Source organism: Nonomuraea sp. NPDC049158 (genome assembly GCF_040648335.1).
GTDB lineage: Bacteria > Actinomycetota > Actinomycetes > Streptosporangiales > Streptosporangiaceae > Nonomuraea.
Window position 1 is genome coordinate 367,178 of the sequence record NZ_JBEZDM010000002.1, and the last position, 15,134, is coordinate 382,311.

Sequence of the window (15,134 nt, forward strand, 5' to 3'; positions counted from 1 at the left end):
TCAGCCAGGCTTCCGGACCGCTGAGGCGGGCTTGCGCGCCACCCCACCCAGCAGCAGCGCCTCCCACGTGGCCAACGGCCCCGGCAACCGCTCGTCAGGCCGCCACTCCGGGAAGTGCACCACCCCGGGCGTCTCCAGCACCAGCCCGTCGAAGAAGCGCTCGACGTCCTCCCGCGACCGGAAGTAGCCCGTCCCCATCGTCGCGTGCAGCATGGCTTCCAGCGCCTGGGCCTGCGGGCTGACCGAGGCCAGCATGTTGGAGGCCGCCAGGTAGCTCCCCGGCGCCAGGGCGTCCATGTACCTCTTGACCAGCCCGTGCGGATCGTCCCGGTCGGGGAACAGGTGCAGCAGCCCGATCGCCATCAGCCCGACGGGCTGCGAGAGGTCGATGAGCCGGGTCAGCCTCGGATGCCGCAGCACGGCCGCCGCGTCCCTGGCGTCCTCGGTGATCGCCAGCGCGTTCTCGTTGCCGTTCAGGATCGCCCGCGCGTGCGGCTCGACCATGGGGTCGGAGTCGACGTACACGACCCGCACGAAGGGGTCGGCGAACTGGGCGACCTCGTGGGTGTTCTCGATCGTGGGCAGCCCGGACCCCAGGTCGATGATCTGCCGGATCCCGGCTTCACGGACGAAGAAGTCGACGACCCGGCCGACGAACGCGCGGTTGCACCAGACGAGGTTCACCACCTCGGGCACCGCCTCTTTAAGGCGGCGGGCGATGGCCCGGTCGGCGGCGAAGTTCTCGGTGCCGCCCAGGAGGGCGTCGTGCACGCGCGCGACACTCGGCGTGGTGCTGTCCACGCCGGGAGGCGCCCACTCGGACCCGAGAGTCACCTGTCCCCTTTCACCTCATCTGTGACGCGGATGTTATCCGCTAGCTGGCCATTCCGAAACTGCTGGCCAGCTCGGCGGGGGAGCCATCAGGCGCCTGCGCGCGGGTGTGATTCGCCCCCTTCGTCATCAGGAGGGTCGCCCAGCCGCCTTGACGGCCCATTGACGACCGCTATACGAGAGCGCGGTGTTTAGCGGCCATGGGCGGGGTAGCGGAGGGCCTGCCCGAGAAAAGACGAAAGACGGAGAGAGGATGAGCCATGGAGCTCTGGGACTATCAGCCTGACGTCTACAACCGCGGCCAGAGTCTGGACCTCGTGGGTTACCACGTCCAGGCGACGGACGGGAAGATCGGGTCTGTCGATGAGGCCACGTACGAGGTCGGCGAGAGCTACATCATCGTCGACACCGGTCCGTGCATCTTCGGCAAGAAGGTGATGCTCCCTGCCAAGGTCGTCACACGTATCGACCCGCAGGAGCGCAACGTCTACGTCTCGCGTACCAAGGCCGAGATCAAGGACGCGCCCGAGTTCGACGAGGGCAGCTTCAAGGAGCCCGAGTACAGGACGCGGCTGGGCGACTACTACAGCCACTTCCCGCACTAAGCTCCCCGCGCAAGACGAGAGCCGCGCCCGACCCCGGGCGCGGCTCTCGCCGTCTCGGCCGACGTGGCGACCGCCGTCGGAACGGCCGCCACGTCACACGGTCACGGCCAGTGCGGGTCACCGTTCGCCTTCACCGGCGCTTCCAGTACGGCCAGGCGTTCGAGCAGCGTGATGAACGTCGTGGCGTACGGCGATCCGGCGACCACGGCGGCCGCCCGGGGCCAGTCGACCTGCTCGCGCAGGGCCCGCACCTGGGGCAGCAGCGCCCCGTAGTCGCAGGCGTGCTCCGACAGCGGCAGCAGCCACGAGATCACCAGGTCGGTCGCCTCCAGCACGGGCACGATGACCGCCGAGGCCGTCATCGGCTCGGCCCGGTCGAGGAGCTCATCCGTGATCGCCTGGTCGGACACCCGGAAGATCAGATCGACCAGCCGGTCCTCGTCGAATGCCTTGACCAGCCAGTCCTCCGGCGGTTTGGCGGTCTTGAAGCCGATCCCCCGCAGAGCCTCCAGCGCGGCCGGCACGTCATGCTCGGTCAGGACGAAATCGACGTCGTGCAGCGAAGGGGCCGCGCCCCTGGCATAGGCCGCACAGCCGCCCGCCAGGGCGAACTTCACCCCCGCGTCCTTCAAACCGGAACTCGCGCGCTTGAGTGTGTCGAGGATGGCATCAGTGACCGCATGACTATGGCTGCTCATGGGATCGGGCTACCCGGACGATCGACAAGTAGGCGTTACCCCGCGCGGCGGAGTAGAGCCGGAGGCCGAGGGTAGCGCCAGCCCCTATGACCGACTTCCTGGAGCAGACCGAACGGGACTACGAAGGCGAGCACGACCGGCCGCTCGGCACCTACGCGCGGATCATGGCCGTCTACGGCGGCGCGGTGGCGACGGCGGTGGCGGCCGCCGCGCTCACCGGGCGGCGGCCGCCCGAGCGCGTCGGGTTCATGGACGTGGCGCTGATGGCCGCCTGCACGCACAAGGTGGCGCGGCTGATCGCCAAGGATCCGGTGACCAGCCCGATACGCGCGCCCTTCACCCGCTACGAGGGAGTGAGCGGGCCCGCCGAGCTGAAGGAGACACCCCGCAACACGATCGGCGAACTGCTCGGCTGCCCGTTCTGCATCGCCCAGTGGGCGGCGACGGCGTACGCGGCCGGGATGGTCTTCGCGCCCCGGTTCACCCGGCTGGCGGGAGCGACGATGACGGCGGTGGCCGTCGCCGACTGGCTCCAGCTGGGTTACGCCAAGCTCATCAAGGCGACCGATTAACGAGCCCCTTCGCAGCCCAAGAAAATGGGCTATACACCTTTCTACCTGGTGGTTCGGAGAAAAGCATGTTAAAGGCCGATCGCTGAGGGCAGAGGCGGCTCATGGCTACTTTGCTCTGGATCATCGCCGTCATACTCGTCATCTCCGGGATCTACGTGATCCTGGCCCGGCGCGACCTGCTCTGGGGAATCGTGCTCATCGTACTCGGCTTCCTGGTGGGTCCCGGCGGTGTCAGCATCTTCAATGTGTAAGGGGCGTGACGCCCCGTCCCACCGTCCCCTCCACTGGGCCGGTCTTCGAGTCCGGCCCAGTGGACTGTCCACTCTTTACTGAATATCGCAACGTATGCACCTCTTTCTCGCCCTCTGGTAGGGAATGGGAAGGATGTGAGCAATTACCCGCCGTTCGGCGGCCGCTACGACTGTGGCGCGGCGGCCGCCGGGATTCGCGAGCTGCTGACGCGGCTACGTCGCCGGATGCGTAATGAGGCAATCGTCGACGAGGCCACCGCCCGGCTGGCGATACGGCTGAACGTCAGGCCCGCGGAGGCGGCCGACGAGCTGTCACGGATGGCGCACGACAGTGGCATCTCGCTCGTCGAGGTCGCCATGGGGATCGATCGGCCGCCCGACAAGCCCGTCGAGCCGCCGAAGCTGCCCGGCTGGGTCACCGGAGTCCTCGAAAGCGTGCACGTTCCGGCGTGTTTCCTCACCCCCGTGCGCGACGCCACAGGACGCGTCGTGGACTTCCTGATCGCCGCCGCCAACCAGCAGGCCGGCGAACCGGCCGATCGGACACCCGAGGAGCTGCGCGGGCGCCGCCTCATCGAGACCAGCCCCGGCGCGGCCAGCTCGGGCCTGTTCGACGACCTCCTGCACGTCCTGGAGACCGGTGTGACGCTGCACCGGGGGCCACTGGAGTTCGTCGAGGCGCGGGACCACATGCTCTGGCCGGCCACGATGACCGTCCGCGCGGTGCGCATGGACAACGGCCTGCTGGTCACCTGGCGCGCGCTCGACGATGAGGAAGTGCTGGTCGCCGGCTGGGAGCGGGCACAGCGGCTGGCCGAGCTGGGCTGGGGCGAATGGAACCTGGCCACCGAACGGACGCTGTGGACGCCGCAGATGTACGAGATGTTCGGCAGGGAACACGGCGAGGGGCCGATGCCCCTGGAAGAGCTGCCCCTCGTGGTGGTGCCCGAGGACCTGTCCATCGTGGACGACCAGTTGCGCACGCTCCTGGAGCACAGCGAGGCGGTCGAGACGGAGTTCCGCATCCAGCATCGGCACGGGCTGCGGCATCTCAGCGTGGTCAGCGAGCCGGTGCTCGACACCGACGGGCTGCCCGTCAAGGTGCGCTTCCTCGTCCAGGACGTGACCAAGAACCGCCGCAGGGAGCGCGCCCTGGCCGTGGCCCACGCGCAGGCCTCCCGGCAGCGGGAGCGGGCCGAGGAGGAGCACCGCGTCACCGTCCAGCTCCAGAACACGATCCTGCCGGTACGCCGGGGGCTGATGCAGCTGCCCGGCCTGTCCATCGGCGTGCGCTACCTGCCCGGCGAGGAGCTGGCCCGGCTGGGCGGCGACTGGTTCAAGGCCCGTCCCCTCCCCGACGGCAGGGTGCTGCTGGCGATCGGCGACGCGATGGGCCACGGGCTGGCGGCGGCGAGCCTCATGCTGCAGATGCGCTCGGCGCTGGCCGGCCTGGCCTACACGCACGCGCCCGCCAACCAGCTCACCACCTGGCTGAACGACCTGCTCGTCCACTCCAACGACGGTGTGACCGTGACCGGCACCGCGATCATCGGCCACTTCGACCCCGTGGACCGCACACTGACCTGGACGAACGCCGGCCATCCGCCGCCGGTTCTGGTCAGGAACGGCCACGCCGAGCTGCTCGAGGGCGTGCCCGGCACCATGCTGGGCGCCTTCGAGGCCGCCCAGTACGGCCTGGCCACCACGCGACTGGAGGCCGACGACACCCTGGTGCTCTACACCGACGGCGTCATCGAACGGCGCAGCCAGGACCTCGACGCCGGGATCGCCGCCCTCGCCCAGGCCGGGAGCCAGTGCGTCGGCGACGACCCGGAGAAGATGATCGACTGCGTCCTGGCGCACCTGGACGGCCGGGCCACGGACGACGACGTCTGCATCGTCGCCGCCCGCGTCCTGTGATCGATCAGGCCTGGAGGCCCCGGACCAGTCGCAGCCGTCTGTGATCGATCAGACCTGGAGGCCCCGGATCAGTCGCAGTCGTCGAGGCAGTAGACCCCGTACGCCCGGCCGAGCACCGGCAGGGCCACGTTGCGCACCCTGATCCCGCCGGGCGTCATGCCCTTCTCGGTGCCCTTGTGCGCGTGCCCGTGCACGAAGAGGTCCGCCCCGGCGGTGTCGACCGCCTCGGCCAGCAGGTAGCTGCCGAGAAACGGGTAGATCTCGGGCGGCTCGCCCTCCAGCGTCTCCTTGATCGGCGAGTAGTGCGACAGCACCAGGCGGTGATCGGCCTGGACCTCTTTCAGCGCCACCTTCCACGCCTCGGCGATGTGCCGGGTGTGCGCCACGAAGTTCTTGATCTCCCGCTCGCCGAACTCGCTCGCGCTCTTGCCCGCGAACCCGCCACCGAAGCCCTTGCCGCCGACCACGCCCAGCTTCGTCTCGCCGCACTGGAGCACGGCGCCGTCGTCGTCGAGCACCGTCACCCCGGCGTCGCGGAGCTCCGAGGCGATCTCGTACTGCTGGTCGGAGTGGTAGTCATGGTTGCCGAGCACGGCGACGACGGTGACGGGCAGGTCGCGGAACTCGTCGGCGACCACCCGGCCCTCGGCCAGCGTGCCGTGCCGGGTCAGGTCGCCCGCCAGCATCAGCACGTCGGCGCGCTCCTCGATGCCCTCCAGGTGTTTCCGGTAGTGGCCCCGACTGTCCTCGCCCAGGTGAACGTCCCCCACGGCCGCTATTCGCAGGTCAGTCAAGGTGCTCATCCTCTCCGGGCTCGATGATCTCCACGATCTTGATCTCGTTGTGCAGGTGGAGGGCCGGCGCCGTCTCGTGGGCCACCGCCCCGAGCCGCTCGCGCTGTTCGGCGCCGTCCACCTGGCCGCGCAGGAACAGCTGATCGCCTCTGATGTCGACCCGGATGCCGAGCTCGTGCGTGCGCGCATCCTCGGCCAGCGCCCGCTGGACCCTGGCCGCGACGTACTGCGGAGCTTCCATCGCAACTTCCTCCTTCTCCAGACGCCGCATGCCCAGCGGGAAACCGCTCAAACGGCGCGTACCAGGCCGGTGACCGCCCGTTCCACCGGGCCACGCGTGGCCAGTTGGCCGAAGCCGGCGTCGGCGCCGAGCTCGGTCAGCGCGCCCGCGATCGTCTTGCCCCGGTCGTACGCCTCGATCACCCGCGGGTCGACGTAGGACTCGCGAGCGACCGTGGGGTGTTGCCGAGATACTCGGCCGCCTCCTTCATCACCCGCGTGACCGCCCGCTTGCCGGTCCCGGCGTGGATGGAGACCGCCAGCCCCACGGCGGCCAGCACGGTCGCGTGCCAGGTGCGGAAGTCCTTGGCGGGGTACGAGCAGGTGATCACGCCCTTGCCGCAGGACACGTGCTCCATCTTGAGCGTCGCCAGGCCGTAGGAGTCGTAGCTTTCGCCGCCGACCCGGAAGAAGCCCACGTCGAGCAGCCGCGCGGCGGCGTCGGTGCCGACGGCCTGGAGGTGCCCGTCCGGCGAGGCGCAGATCCACACGTCGGTCCAGGCGGGCGGGATGGCCGGCGCCCTGATCCGGCTCAGCGTCCCGGCGTCGCGCACCGCGCCGCCGTCGGGCTTGTGGTAGCTGAACCCGCGGCCGCGCCGGCGGCGCGCGATCCCCGGCTCGTTCTGGTCACTCGGCCGTAGTTCAGGCACACCAGCGCGGCTACCCGCGACGTTAAGCGGCAAACGGCGGGGGCAGGTGGGCCCTATGCCTGAGAACAACGGTTGGGAAGAGAGCCGGGATGAGCGATCCCACGCGATGGTCCCCGCGACACCGCGCGATGTGGCGCACATCAGGGTGGGCTCCTTCATCTTGGTGTTCCTGTTCGCGTTCGCCGTGCTCGGCGTCATCGCCAGGGCCCCCGTGATGACCGGCATCGCGGTCGTGGCGGCGATAGCCACGGTCATTGACATGGTGCTGGCCGTCCGGCGGCAGCACCGCGGTAGATCAGGAGAGGCGGGTTGACCTTCATGGCGCCACAGAGTGCCGAGAATCTGACCACCAAGACGGAAATCACCGACGACCTGCGTGGCCGCGTGGTCGTAGTGACGGGCGCGAGTGGCGGCGTGGGCCGCGCGGTGGTGCGCGAGCTCGGGGCGAAGGGCGCCAAGGTGGCGCTGATCGCCCGCGGGACGACCGGCCTGGGCGCCGCCGCCGTGGACGTCGCCGTCGCCGGCGGGAGCGCGCAGGTCTATGAGGCGGACGTGGCCGAGTACGACCAGGTACGTCAGGCGGCCGAGCGCATCGAGGCGGAGATCGGCCCGATCGACGTGTGGATCAACGTGGCGTTCTCCTCGGTGTTCGCCAGGTTCTCCGACGTCTCCCCGGAGGAGTTCGAGCGGACGACCAGGGTCACCTACCTCGGCTACGTCTGGGGCACCCGGGTGGCACTTGAGCTGATGCGGCCCCGCAACAGGGGCGTCATCGTCCAGACCGGCTCGGCCCTGTCGTATCGGGGGATCCCGCTACAGTCGGCGTACTGTGGGGCCAAGCACGCGATCAAGGGCTTCACCGAGTCGGTACGGGTCGAGCTCCTGGCGGCCCGCAGCAACGTCAAGATCACCATGGTGCAGCTGCCGGCGGTCAACACGCCCCAGTTCGACTGGGTGCTCAGCAAGCTGCGCCGCCACCCGCAGCCGGTGCCGCCGATCTACCAGCCCGAGGTCGCGGCCAGCGGCATCGTGTACGCCGCCGAGCACCCGGAGCGCAAGGAGTACTGGGTCGGCGCCACGACCGCGGCCACCCTGGTCGCGCAGCGGATCGCTCCCGCTCTGGTGGACCGCTACCTGGCGCGGACCGGCGTGGACTCCCAAGTGACGGACGAGAAGCCGCCCAGCGGTGCGGCCAACCTCTGGGAGCCCGTGGACGACGACCGCGACTACGGCGCGCACGGCAGCTTCGACAAGCGCTCGCACGCCCGCAGTCCGCAGCTCTGGCTGTCGCAGCACCGGCGCGCGGTGCTCCTCACGCTGGCCGCCGCCGTGACGGCGACCGGCCTCGCGGCCCTCGGCCGGGCCAGAAGCTGAGGAAGCCTCAGGCCTGTCAGCGTTAAGCAGGCCCGATGGGGTAGGCGGCGGGGCAACCACGAGGAGGGACCTGATGCCTGAACGCGATCTGCGTTTCCTGTCCGAACTCGCCGCCCAGTTGCGTGTGGACTCCGTCCGCGGCTCGGCCGCCGCCGGCTCCGGCCATCCGACGTCGTCGATGTCGGCGGCCGACCTGATGGCGGTGTTGTTCGCCTGCCACTTGCGCTACGACTTCCAGAATCCCGGCGATCCCGCCAACGACCATCTCATCTTCTCCAAGGGTCACGCCTCGCCGCTGCTCTACTCGCTGTACAAGGCCGCGGGCGCGATCACCGACCAGGAGCTGCTGTCGTTCAGGAAGCGCGGCAGCCGTTTGGAGGGCCATCCGACGCCCAAGCTGCCCTGGGTGGACGTCGCCACCGGCTCGCTCGGGCAGGGGTTGCCCATCGGGGTGGGGGTGGCGACGGCCGGGCGGATCGAGCGCCTGCCGTACCAGGTGTGGGTGCTCTGCGGTGACAGCGAGCTGGCCGAGGGGTCCATTTGGGAGGCCGCCGAGCAGGCGGGTGCCGAGGGGCTGGCGAACCTGACGTTGCTGGTGGACATCAACCGGCTGGGGCAGCGCGGCCCGACCAGGCACGGCTGGGACACCGGCGCGTACGCCCGCAGGTTCGGGGCGTTCGGCTGGCACACGATCGAGATCGACGGGCACGATCCAGGACAGATCGACTTCGCGCTGAACGACGCCCGTAACACGCGCCGGCGGCCGACCGTGATCCTCGCCAAGACGCGCAAGGGCGAGGGCGTCCTGGAGGTGGAGAACCGTGAGGGCGCCCACGGCAAGGCGCTCAAGGACCCGGACAAGGCCATCGGCGAGCTGGGCGGCGAGCGGGACGTGCGGGTCGAGGTGCGGCCGCCCGAGCCCAACGGCGAGCCGTTCCGCTTCCACAGCGGGGAGCTGGTGCTGCCCGCGTACAAGACCGGCGACGAGGTCGCCACCAGGGACGGGTTCGGCGCGGCGCTGGTCGCGCTGGGCGCGGCCCGTGGCGAGGTGGTCGTGGTCGACGGCGAGGTGGCCGACTCGACCAGGACCGAGGACTTCGCCAAGGAGTTCCCCGAGCGCTTCATCGAGTGCTACATCGCCGAGCAGCAGCTGGTCGCGATGGCGATCGGCCTGCAGGTGCGCGGCTGGATCCCCTATGCCGCCACCTTCGCCGCCTTCCTGACCAGGGCGTACGACTTCATCAGGATGGCCGGGGTGAGCCACGCGTCGATCAGGCTGGTCGGCTCGCACTCCGGTGTGTCGATCGGCGAGGACGGCCCGTCGCAGATGGGGCTGGAGGACCTGGCCATGATGCGCGCGGTGTACGGCAGCACGGTGCTCTACCCGTGCGACGCCAACCAGGCCGCCGCGCTGACGGCCGCGATGGCCGACATCTCAGGGGTGTCGTACCTGCGCACCACCCGCGGCGGCCTGCCGGTGATCTACGAGCCGGGCGAGCGCTTCCCCGTGGGCGGCTCGTCGGTGCTGCGGCAGTCGGCGGCGGATCGGGCCACGATCGTGGCGGCCGGGGTGACCGTGCACGAGGCGCTCGCGGCGGCCGACGAGCTGAGCCGCGAGGGGATCCCCGTGGGCGTGCTCGACATGTACTCGATCAAGCCGATCGACACGGCCGCGCTCATGGAGGCGGCCACTACCACGGGAACGCTCATCACCGTGGAGGACCACCGGCCGGAGGGCGGGCTGGGCGACGCCGTGCAGGACGCCGTCAGCGAGCTCGGGCCGCGCGTGGTGAAGCTGGCGGTACGGGAGCTGCCCGGGTCGGCGACGCCGCAGGAACAGCTGGCAGACGCCCGCATAGACCGCCACGCGATAGCCGAGGCGGTCAAGCGGGTGCTGTGAGAGGAGTTGGGGGGTCAGCCGGCGCGCCGGCTGACCTTCTTACGGCTGGCGGATCTACAAGGGCGGCTCGTCATAGCGGCGACGTTCCTCGTACACGGTGGTCCGGCGAGCCTCGGGCTCCTCGTAGACGTCGTGACGGACCACCGGCTCGTCGATGGGGGCCACGGCCCTGCGGGTCACGCTGATCCGGTAGATCCCGAACAGCAGGCCGGCCACACCACCCAGCATGAGGATGACGCCGACCACGTTGATGTCGATACCGGCAAGATCGAATTCGACGGCCCAGGTGAGAATCGCACCCAGCATGATGAGGATGATGCTTCCGGCGATGGTCATGTTTTTTACCTCCTTGACAAGATGAACCTCTATCCCCATGTCGAAAAACAAACCAGCGGTCATGGCCAGGTCGAGTTTGCCCCTGCTGAGCAGGCTTGATAGTGAGGGGGGATGTTCGCTGAAAAGCCCACCCTCCAGGGCGATCGAGTGACCCTGCGCCCGGTCGGTCCCGAATACGCCGACGATCTGTTCGAGCTGGTCACCGACCCCGAGGTGCGGCGGCTGACCGGCTCGCACGGCGAGTTCGACCGGGAGGCCAGCCGCCACTGGTACGCGACGCGGAGCCAGCACGCCGACCGCCTCGACCTGGCGATCATCGCGGAAGGCGGCTTCGTGGGCGAGATCGTGCTCAACGAGCTCGACGCGGGCAACCTCGCGTGCAGCATGCGGATCGCGCTGATCGGCGCCCGCGCGTTCGGCAAGGGCTACGGCACGCAGGCCATCGACCTGCTGCTCGGCCACGCCTTCACGACGACGCCGCTGCACCGGATCGGCCTGGAGGTCTTCGCCTTCAACGACCGCGCCAGGCACGTCTACAAGAAGGTGGGATTCGTCGAGGAGGGCGTACAACGTGACGCGTTGCTCTGGGACGGCCAGTGGCACGACGCCATCACCATGTCGGTGCTGCGGACCGAATGGCGGCCAAGATCGGAAAGCCTGACATAATGATCATGACGCACGGGTCCTCCGGGGCGCGCGGGGGACCTGTGACGTCTTGCAACCAAATCACGATTTCGTGCATCTAAGCAGCAGTGACGATGCGCTTGGTGCCCGGTGACCCCGAGAGACTTGGCGGCTACTGGCTGGCCGGGCGGCTTGGCGCGGGCGGGCGCGGGGTGGTCTACGACGCCTACAACGACGAAGGCCGCCGGTACGCGATCAAGGTGCCTCGGGGCGAGGTCACCAGACAGCTCGCCGAGGCCGTCGGCCTGATCAAGCCGCGCCACCTGGCCCGGGTGGTCGGTGTCGGGCTCGAGAGCGAGCGGCCCTACATCGTCAGCGAGTTCGCCGACGGGCCCGATCTGCGGCAGGCGGTGGCCGTGCACGGGCCGTACGCGGGTGACGAGCTCTTCGCGCTCGCGCTCGCCCTGGCGACCGCGCTCAGAACGCTGCACGAGGCGGGCATCACCCACCGCGACCTGAAACCCGAGAACGTCCTGCTCGCCCCCGACGGCCCGCGAGTGATCGACTACGGCATGGCGGCCGGCGACCCGGTCGGCGTGCGGCACACTTACCTGGCGCCCGAAGTGCTCACCGGGCAGCGGGCCGGGACGGCGGCCGACGTGTTCGCCTGGGGCGCGGTCGTGCTCTACGCGGCCACCGGCCGCGACCCGTTCCAGGGCGAGAGCCTCGGCGCGATCATGCACCGGCTGCTGACCGTCGACCCGGACCTCGGCGAGCTGCCGCCACGGCTGCGTGACCTGGTGGGGCGCGCCCTGGCCAAGAACCCGGCCGACCGCCCCGCCGCCACGGAGCTGCCGGCACGCGGTCCCGCCGAGCTGCGCCCGCCCGGCGGGATGACCGGCCCGCGCTCGCTCGGCGAGGTGGCCGAGGAGGTGTACGCCTCACTCACCCCGGCGCAGCAGGGCGAGCTGCCCGGCCTGCTGCTGCGCCTGCTGGACGGCGAGGAGGTCAAGGACGACGGCGACGAGGGGGGCGTGCTGCCCCGCCTGGTCGCCGCCGGCCTGCTGGTACGGCTCAGCGTCCGGGTCGAGCCCATCACGACCGAGGTGGGCAAGCTGGTGGCGATCAGCGACGACCGGGTCGCCCCGGCCAGCGCCGCGCTCTTCCGCGCCTGGCCCCGGCTGCGCGACTGGGCGGCGCACGACGCGGCGAACCGCCACTCAGGCGACGCGCCGGCCCGGCGGACGAACGGCCGAGCCACCCGGCGGTCGGCCTCCGCTCGCGAAGACGGCGCGCCCCGGACCGGCCCCATCCCGCTGCCGGACCCCGCCTCGGCGCCCGGTCCCACCTCGACGCCCAACCCCACCTCGACGCCCAACCCCACCTCGACGCCGGACCTCACCTCGATGTACGTCGTCCACCGCGCCATGCTGACCGACCTGCGGCGGCTCGCCGAGCTGCTGACCGGGTCCGCCGTGCTCGGCGCGGCCAGGGGCCGGGCGGTACGCGGCTACGCGGCCTCGCTGCTGACCCAGGTCGACCACCACCACGCCAACGAGCGCGACCTGCTGTGGCCGGCCATCCAGCGGGCCGCGGGCCAGTCCGTCGACCTGACCCCCTACAGCACCGGTCACCAGGCGTTCGGCCCGCTGCTGGACCGCTGCCGCGCCGCGCTGACCGGCGACCCGGGCGCGCTCGGCCGCGAGCTGGGCGAGCTGCTGGCGCCGCTCGAGGAGCACCTCAGCGAGGAGGAGTCCGAGCTGTTCCCGATCGTCTTCCGGTTCGTCCCGTTCGACGCCTATGTACGGGTGGAACGGCAGGTCGCCAAGCGGGCCACACTCCGCGAACTGGCCTTCACCACTCCGTGGCTGCTCCGCCACGCCACGCCCGAGGAGGCCGCGCGCCTGCTCCAGAACGCGGGCCGCCCGCTGCGCCTGCTGGCGGCCGCCACCAGGCCGGGCTACACCCGGCGCGAGCGGCAGATCTTCGGCTAGCCCGGCGGCCACCCTCCGCCTGCCCGGCAGGTAGCCTGTGGGGCGGCTGGACCGCGAGCCAGGCCAGGGGCGCCTCGACGCTCGGCGGCCACCAGTGGCGGCCAATCTTCCGCACGACGGCGAATAGCTGGGAGCTCGACTCGATGACCGATCTGGTGACCTTCGGTGAGACCATGGCGCTGTTCTCGGCCCGGCGCACCGGTCCGCTGCGCTTCGCCCGCGACTTCGACCTGGGTGTCGGCGGCGCCGAGTCGAACGTGGCCATCGGTGTCAGCCGCCTGGGTCACAGCGCCACCTGGATCAGCCGGGTCGGGGCCGACGAGTTCGGCGAGCTGATCCGCTTCACGCTCCAGGGCGAGGGCGTCGACGTACGGACCGTCACGGATCCGGAGGCGCCGACCGGCCTGATGATCAAGGGCCGGCGGACGGCCGACCTCGTCGACGTCCGCTACTACCGGGCGAGGAGCGCCGCGTCCCGGATCACGCCCGAAGACGTCGATCCCGCGCTCATCGAGGCCGCCCGGGTGCTGCACGTCTCCGCGATCACCCCGGCTCTGTCGGCGTCCGCCCGCGAGACCGTACGGCAGGCGATCGCCGTAGCCCGCGCCGCCGGGGTGTTCGTGTCGCTGGACATCAACTACCGCCGGGCGTTGTGGACGGGCGAGGAGGCCGGCGCCTGGCTGCGCGAGACGATCGGCGAGGTGGACGTGCTGTTCGCGACCGAGGCGGAAGGCCGGCTGGTCACCGACGTCGAAGGGGGCGCCGACCTGGCCAAGGCGCTCGCCGCGCTCGGCCCCGCCCATGTGCTGGTGAAGTCGGGTGCCGAGGGGGCCCTGGAGTTCTCGGGCGGCACCGTACGGCAGGCTCAGCCGTTCCGGGTGACGGAGGTGGACCCGGTCGGCGCCGGGGACGCCTTCGCGGCCGGGTGGCTGGCCGACTGGCTGGCCGGCGCGGACGCCGACCAGCGGCTGCGCACGGCGTGCGCGGCCGGGGCCTTCGCGGTGACCTCGCAGGGCGACTGGGAGAGCCTGCCCAGCCGGGCCGACCTGCACCTGCTCCAGCGACCCGCGGACGGGGTCAGCCGCTGATCACTTGATCGCGGCGACGTCGAGCCGTCCCTGGTCGCACACGCGGTCGGCGCCGAAGGCGATGGCCGTGTACGTCCGATCGTCCGGCGCGATGACCAGCAGCCGCTTCGCGCCGGGGCAGGCCGTCTCGCCGCCGCTCTCCACGACGGTCCAGTGGAGGACGGCGCGGGCGCTGCCACCTGGCTTGAGCGTCACCTTCGGCTGCGCCCCCGGCGTCCGGCGGACCCGGGTACGCAGGGCGTCACCCCGCGCGTCGAGCATCACCAGACCGGGATAGCCGCGCAGGGTGCACGTGGCGCGCGACCGGTTGGTGAACACCAGCGGCGCGTAGCGGTTGCCCGCGCCGGCGTCCACCCGGCCCAGGCGCACCTGGAGCTGGGTCGTGGCGCAGCGCTGCGGGGCCGCGGCCGGCCGCGCGCTCTCCTGCGCCAGCGCGGGCGCGGCGCCGCCGAGCAGCAGCAGCCCGCCCACGAGTGCGGCGATCCTGAAGGTCTTCATGCATTTTTGGACGCGTGCAACACACCAAAAGTTCTAAGCCGGATTTTCTGGCATTCGCGCCGGTATTGCCGCTGACCGACCAGTCTCCACAGCACGCGGGCGGCCATCGGCATCAGGCGGAGAAAGGCCTCGCGCTCCCACGGAGTGGCGTCCTCCAGCAGCGCGCCAAGGTTGATCAGCAGCCGGTCCTTGGGCAGCTGGGCGCGGGCGTACTCCGAGAGCGTGTCCCATTCGGCCTTGGTCAGGTGCGCGGCGACAAGCGGCAGGATGCGCTCCTCCTCCTGGTCGAGGTGGACGAGCAGCTCGTCGTGCAGCAGCGTCAGCGTGTCGGCGAGCCGGTCTCTCCGGTCGGCGTCGGCCTCGGCCCGCCAGGCGGGCAGCAGTTCCTCCAGCGAGGAGATGTGGTCGGCGACGCGCTCGTGCTGCTCCTCCATCGTGCGGATGAGGGCGCTCTCCAGCTGTACGCGGCGGAGGAGCACCGGCCAGAGCAGCTTGTCCTCGGCCTCGTGGTGGTGGTGCAGGCCGGTCAGCAGCTCGCCCAGGTAGGCGGCCAGCGTGGCGGCCCGCTCGGTGTCACCGGGGGCCACCTGCCGGACCAGCTCGGGGGCCAGCCTGAGCTCGCGCCGGAACACGCGGTGGACGACCACCATCTCCCAGATGGCAGGGGCATTGTCAGTAGTCACCAGGACAGGATGCGGGACAGCGATTGCCATCCGATTG

Annotated in this window: 19 protein-coding genes; 10 read left to right on the forward strand and 9 right to left on the reverse strand. The window is 70.7% G+C overall.

Going from position 1 to position 15,134, the window contains the following annotated elements:
- Positions 1-834: an SAM-dependent methyltransferase gene (locus AB0B61_RS05875; RefSeq protein WP_358428589.1), complete on the reverse strand. Its 834-nt coding sequence runs from the start codon at positions 832-834 to the stop codon at positions 1-3.
- 257 nt (positions 835-1,091) lie between these two features.
- Here AB0B61_RS05875 and AB0B61_RS05880 point away from each other — a divergent pair, with 257 nt between their 5' ends.
- Positions 1,092-1,436, forward strand: coding sequence for a PRC-barrel domain containing protein (locus AB0B61_RS05880; protein WP_358428592.1), 345 nt, complete (start codon positions 1,092-1,094; stop codon positions 1,434-1,436).
- A gap of 101 nt (positions 1,437-1,537) precedes the next feature.
- Here AB0B61_RS05880 and AB0B61_RS05885 read toward each other — a convergent pair whose 3' ends face one another.
- The gene (locus AB0B61_RS05885; protein WP_358428595.1) at positions 1,538-2,134 is read right to left on the reverse strand and encodes a nucleotidyltransferase; all 597 of its coding nucleotides are present in this window, start codon (positions 2,132-2,134) and stop codon (positions 1,538-1,540) included.
- Positions 2,135-2,220: 86 nt separating this feature from the next.
- On the opposite strand from AB0B61_RS05885, the gene AB0B61_RS05890 reads away from it, so the two are divergent.
- The 3 genes from AB0B61_RS05890 (at position 2,221) to AB0B61_RS05900 (ending at position 4,877) form a co-directional block, all read left to right on the forward strand.
- On the forward strand, positions 2,221-2,706 hold the full coding sequence (locus AB0B61_RS05890) for a DUF1360 domain-containing protein (RefSeq protein ID WP_358428598.1): 486 nt from the start codon (positions 2,221-2,223) through the stop codon (positions 2,704-2,706).
- A gap of 101 nt (positions 2,707-2,807) precedes the next feature.
- Positions 2,808-2,957, forward strand: coding sequence for a GPGG-motif small membrane protein (locus tag AB0B61_RS05895; protein ID WP_165959640.1), 150 nt, complete (start codon positions 2,808-2,810; stop codon positions 2,955-2,957).
- Between the two features lie 135 nt (positions 2,958-3,092).
- Positions 3,093-4,877: a SpoIIE family protein phosphatase gene (locus AB0B61_RS05900; RefSeq protein WP_358428601.1), complete on the forward strand. Its 1,785-nt coding sequence runs from the start codon at positions 3,093-3,095 to the stop codon at positions 4,875-4,877.
- Positions 4,878-4,945: 68 nt separating this feature from the next.
- Here the strand turns inward: AB0B61_RS05900 and AB0B61_RS05905 are convergent, their stop codons facing one another.
- Genes AB0B61_RS05905 through AB0B61_RS05920 form a run of 4 tightly spaced genes read right to left on the reverse strand, consistent with a single transcriptional unit; the run spans position 4,946 to position 6,600 of the window.
- Positions 4,946-5,671, reverse strand: a complete 726-nt coding sequence (locus tag AB0B61_RS05905) for a metallophosphoesterase (protein WP_357950678.1) — start codon at positions 5,669-5,671, stop codon at positions 4,946-4,948.
- A complete protein-coding gene (locus AB0B61_RS05910) occupies positions 5,664-5,912 on the reverse strand; it encodes a BON domain-containing protein (RefSeq protein WP_357950676.1) in 249 nt (82 codons plus the stop codon). Before AB0B61_RS05910 ends, AB0B61_RS05905 begins: the two co-directional genes overlap by 8 nt.
- Positions 5,913-5,959: 47 nt before the next feature.
- Positions 5,960-6,094, reverse strand: coding sequence for a hypothetical protein (locus AB0B61_RS05915; RefSeq protein ID WP_358428604.1), 135 nt, complete (start codon positions 6,092-6,094; stop codon positions 5,960-5,962).
- A complete protein-coding gene (locus AB0B61_RS05920; protein WP_358428607.1) occupies positions 6,091-6,600 on the reverse strand; it encodes a hypothetical protein in 510 nt (169 codons plus the stop codon). Before AB0B61_RS05920 ends, AB0B61_RS05915 begins: the two co-directional genes overlap by 4 nt.
- A gap of 55 nt (positions 6,601-6,655) precedes the next feature.
- Between AB0B61_RS05920 and AB0B61_RS05925 the strand changes: the two genes are divergently transcribed.
- From AB0B61_RS05925 to AB0B61_RS05935, 3 genes are all read left to right on the forward strand, one after another.
- Positions 6,656-6,913, forward strand: a complete 258-nt coding sequence (locus AB0B61_RS05925) for a hypothetical protein (protein WP_225291886.1) — start codon at positions 6,656-6,658, stop codon at positions 6,911-6,913.
- Between the two features lie 5 nt (positions 6,914-6,918).
- Positions 6,919-7,974: an SDR family oxidoreductase gene (locus tag AB0B61_RS05930; RefSeq protein ID WP_358428610.1), complete on the forward strand. Its 1,056-nt coding sequence runs from the start codon at positions 6,919-6,921 to the stop codon at positions 7,972-7,974.
- A gap of 73 nt (positions 7,975-8,047) precedes the next feature.
- A complete protein-coding gene (locus tag AB0B61_RS05935; protein WP_358428613.1) occupies positions 8,048-9,874 on the forward strand; it encodes a transketolase in 1,827 nt (608 codons plus the stop codon).
- Between the two features lie 54 nt (positions 9,875-9,928).
- Here the strand turns inward: AB0B61_RS05935 and AB0B61_RS05940 are convergent, their stop codons facing one another.
- Positions 9,929-10,273, reverse strand: coding sequence for a hypothetical protein (locus AB0B61_RS05940; RefSeq protein ID WP_358428616.1), 345 nt, complete (start codon positions 10,271-10,273; stop codon positions 9,929-9,931).
- Between the two features lie 48 nt (positions 10,274-10,321).
- On the opposite strand from AB0B61_RS05940, the gene AB0B61_RS05945 reads away from it, so the two are divergent.
- The 3 genes from AB0B61_RS05945 to AB0B61_RS05955 all read left to right on the forward strand — a co-directional run bounded on the left by AB0B61_RS05945 (position 10,322) and on the right by AB0B61_RS05955 (position 13,916).
- Entirely contained in the window at positions 10,322-10,876 is a 555-nt protein-coding gene (locus AB0B61_RS05945) for a GNAT family protein (protein ID WP_358428619.1), read from the forward strand.
- A 92-nt stretch (positions 10,877-10,968) separates the two neighbouring features.
- Entirely contained in the window at positions 10,969-12,828 is a 1,860-nt protein-coding gene (locus AB0B61_RS05950; RefSeq protein WP_358428622.1) for a protein kinase, read from the forward strand.
- Between the two features lie 143 nt (positions 12,829-12,971).
- Positions 12,972-13,916: a sugar kinase gene (locus AB0B61_RS05955; protein WP_358428625.1), complete on the forward strand. Its 945-nt coding sequence runs from the start codon at positions 12,972-12,974 to the stop codon at positions 13,914-13,916.
- Here AB0B61_RS05955 and AB0B61_RS05960 read toward each other — a convergent pair whose 3' ends face one another.
- The gene (locus AB0B61_RS05960; RefSeq protein ID WP_358428628.1) at positions 13,917-14,414 is read right to left on the reverse strand and encodes a DUF4232 domain-containing protein; all 498 of its coding nucleotides are present in this window, start codon (positions 14,412-14,414) and stop codon (positions 13,917-13,919) included.
- On the reverse strand, positions 14,411-15,097 hold the full coding sequence (locus AB0B61_RS05965; protein ID WP_358428631.1) for a hemerythrin domain-containing protein: 687 nt from the start codon (positions 15,095-15,097) through the stop codon (positions 14,411-14,413). Before AB0B61_RS05965 ends, AB0B61_RS05960 begins: the two co-directional genes overlap by 4 nt.
- Between the last annotated feature and the right edge of the window lie 37 nt (positions 15,098-15,134).

Coding starts and splice junctions, on each gene's coding strand:
- AB0B61_RS05880 (WP_358428592.1), top strand. CDS start 1,092: ATGGAGCTCTGGGACTATCAGCCTGACGTCTACAACCGCGGCCAGAGT.
- AB0B61_RS05885 (WP_358428595.1), bottom strand. CDS start 2,134: ATGAGCAGCCATAGTCATGCGGTCACTGATGCCATCCTCGACACACTC.
- AB0B61_RS05940 (WP_358428616.1), bottom strand. CDS start 10,273: ATGACCGCTGGTTTGTTTTTCGACATGGGGATAGAGGTTCATCTTGTC.
- AB0B61_RS05955 (WP_358428625.1), top strand. CDS start 12,972: ATGACCGATCTGGTGACCTTCGGTGAGACCATGGCGCTGTTCTCGGCC.
- AB0B61_RS05945 (WP_358428619.1), top strand. CDS start 10,322: ATGTTCGCTGAAAAGCCCACCCTCCAGGGCGATCGAGTGACCCTGCGC.
- AB0B61_RS05950 (WP_358428622.1), top strand. CDS start 10,969: ATGCGCTTGGTGCCCGGTGACCCCGAGAGACTTGGCGGCTACTGGCTG.
- AB0B61_RS05960 (WP_358428628.1), bottom strand. CDS start 14,414: ATGAAGACCTTCAGGATCGCCGCACTCGTGGGCGGGCTGCTGCTGCTC.
- AB0B61_RS05890 (WP_358428598.1), top strand. CDS start 2,221: ATGACCGACTTCCTGGAGCAGACCGAACGGGACTACGAAGGCGAGCAC.
- AB0B61_RS05910 (WP_357950676.1), bottom strand. CDS start 5,912: ATGGAAGCTCCGCAGTACGTCGCGGCCAGGGTCCAGCGGGCGCTGGCC.
- AB0B61_RS05895 (WP_165959640.1), top strand. CDS start 2,808: ATGGCTACTTTGCTCTGGATCATCGCCGTCATACTCGTCATCTCCGGG.
- AB0B61_RS05935 (WP_358428613.1), top strand. CDS start 8,048: ATGCCTGAACGCGATCTGCGTTTCCTGTCCGAACTCGCCGCCCAGTTG.
- AB0B61_RS05930 (WP_358428610.1), top strand. CDS start 6,919: ATGGCGCCACAGAGTGCCGAGAATCTGACCACCAAGACGGAAATCACC.
- AB0B61_RS05925 (WP_225291886.1), top strand. CDS start 6,656: ATGCCTGAGAACAACGGTTGGGAAGAGAGCCGGGATGAGCGATCCCAC.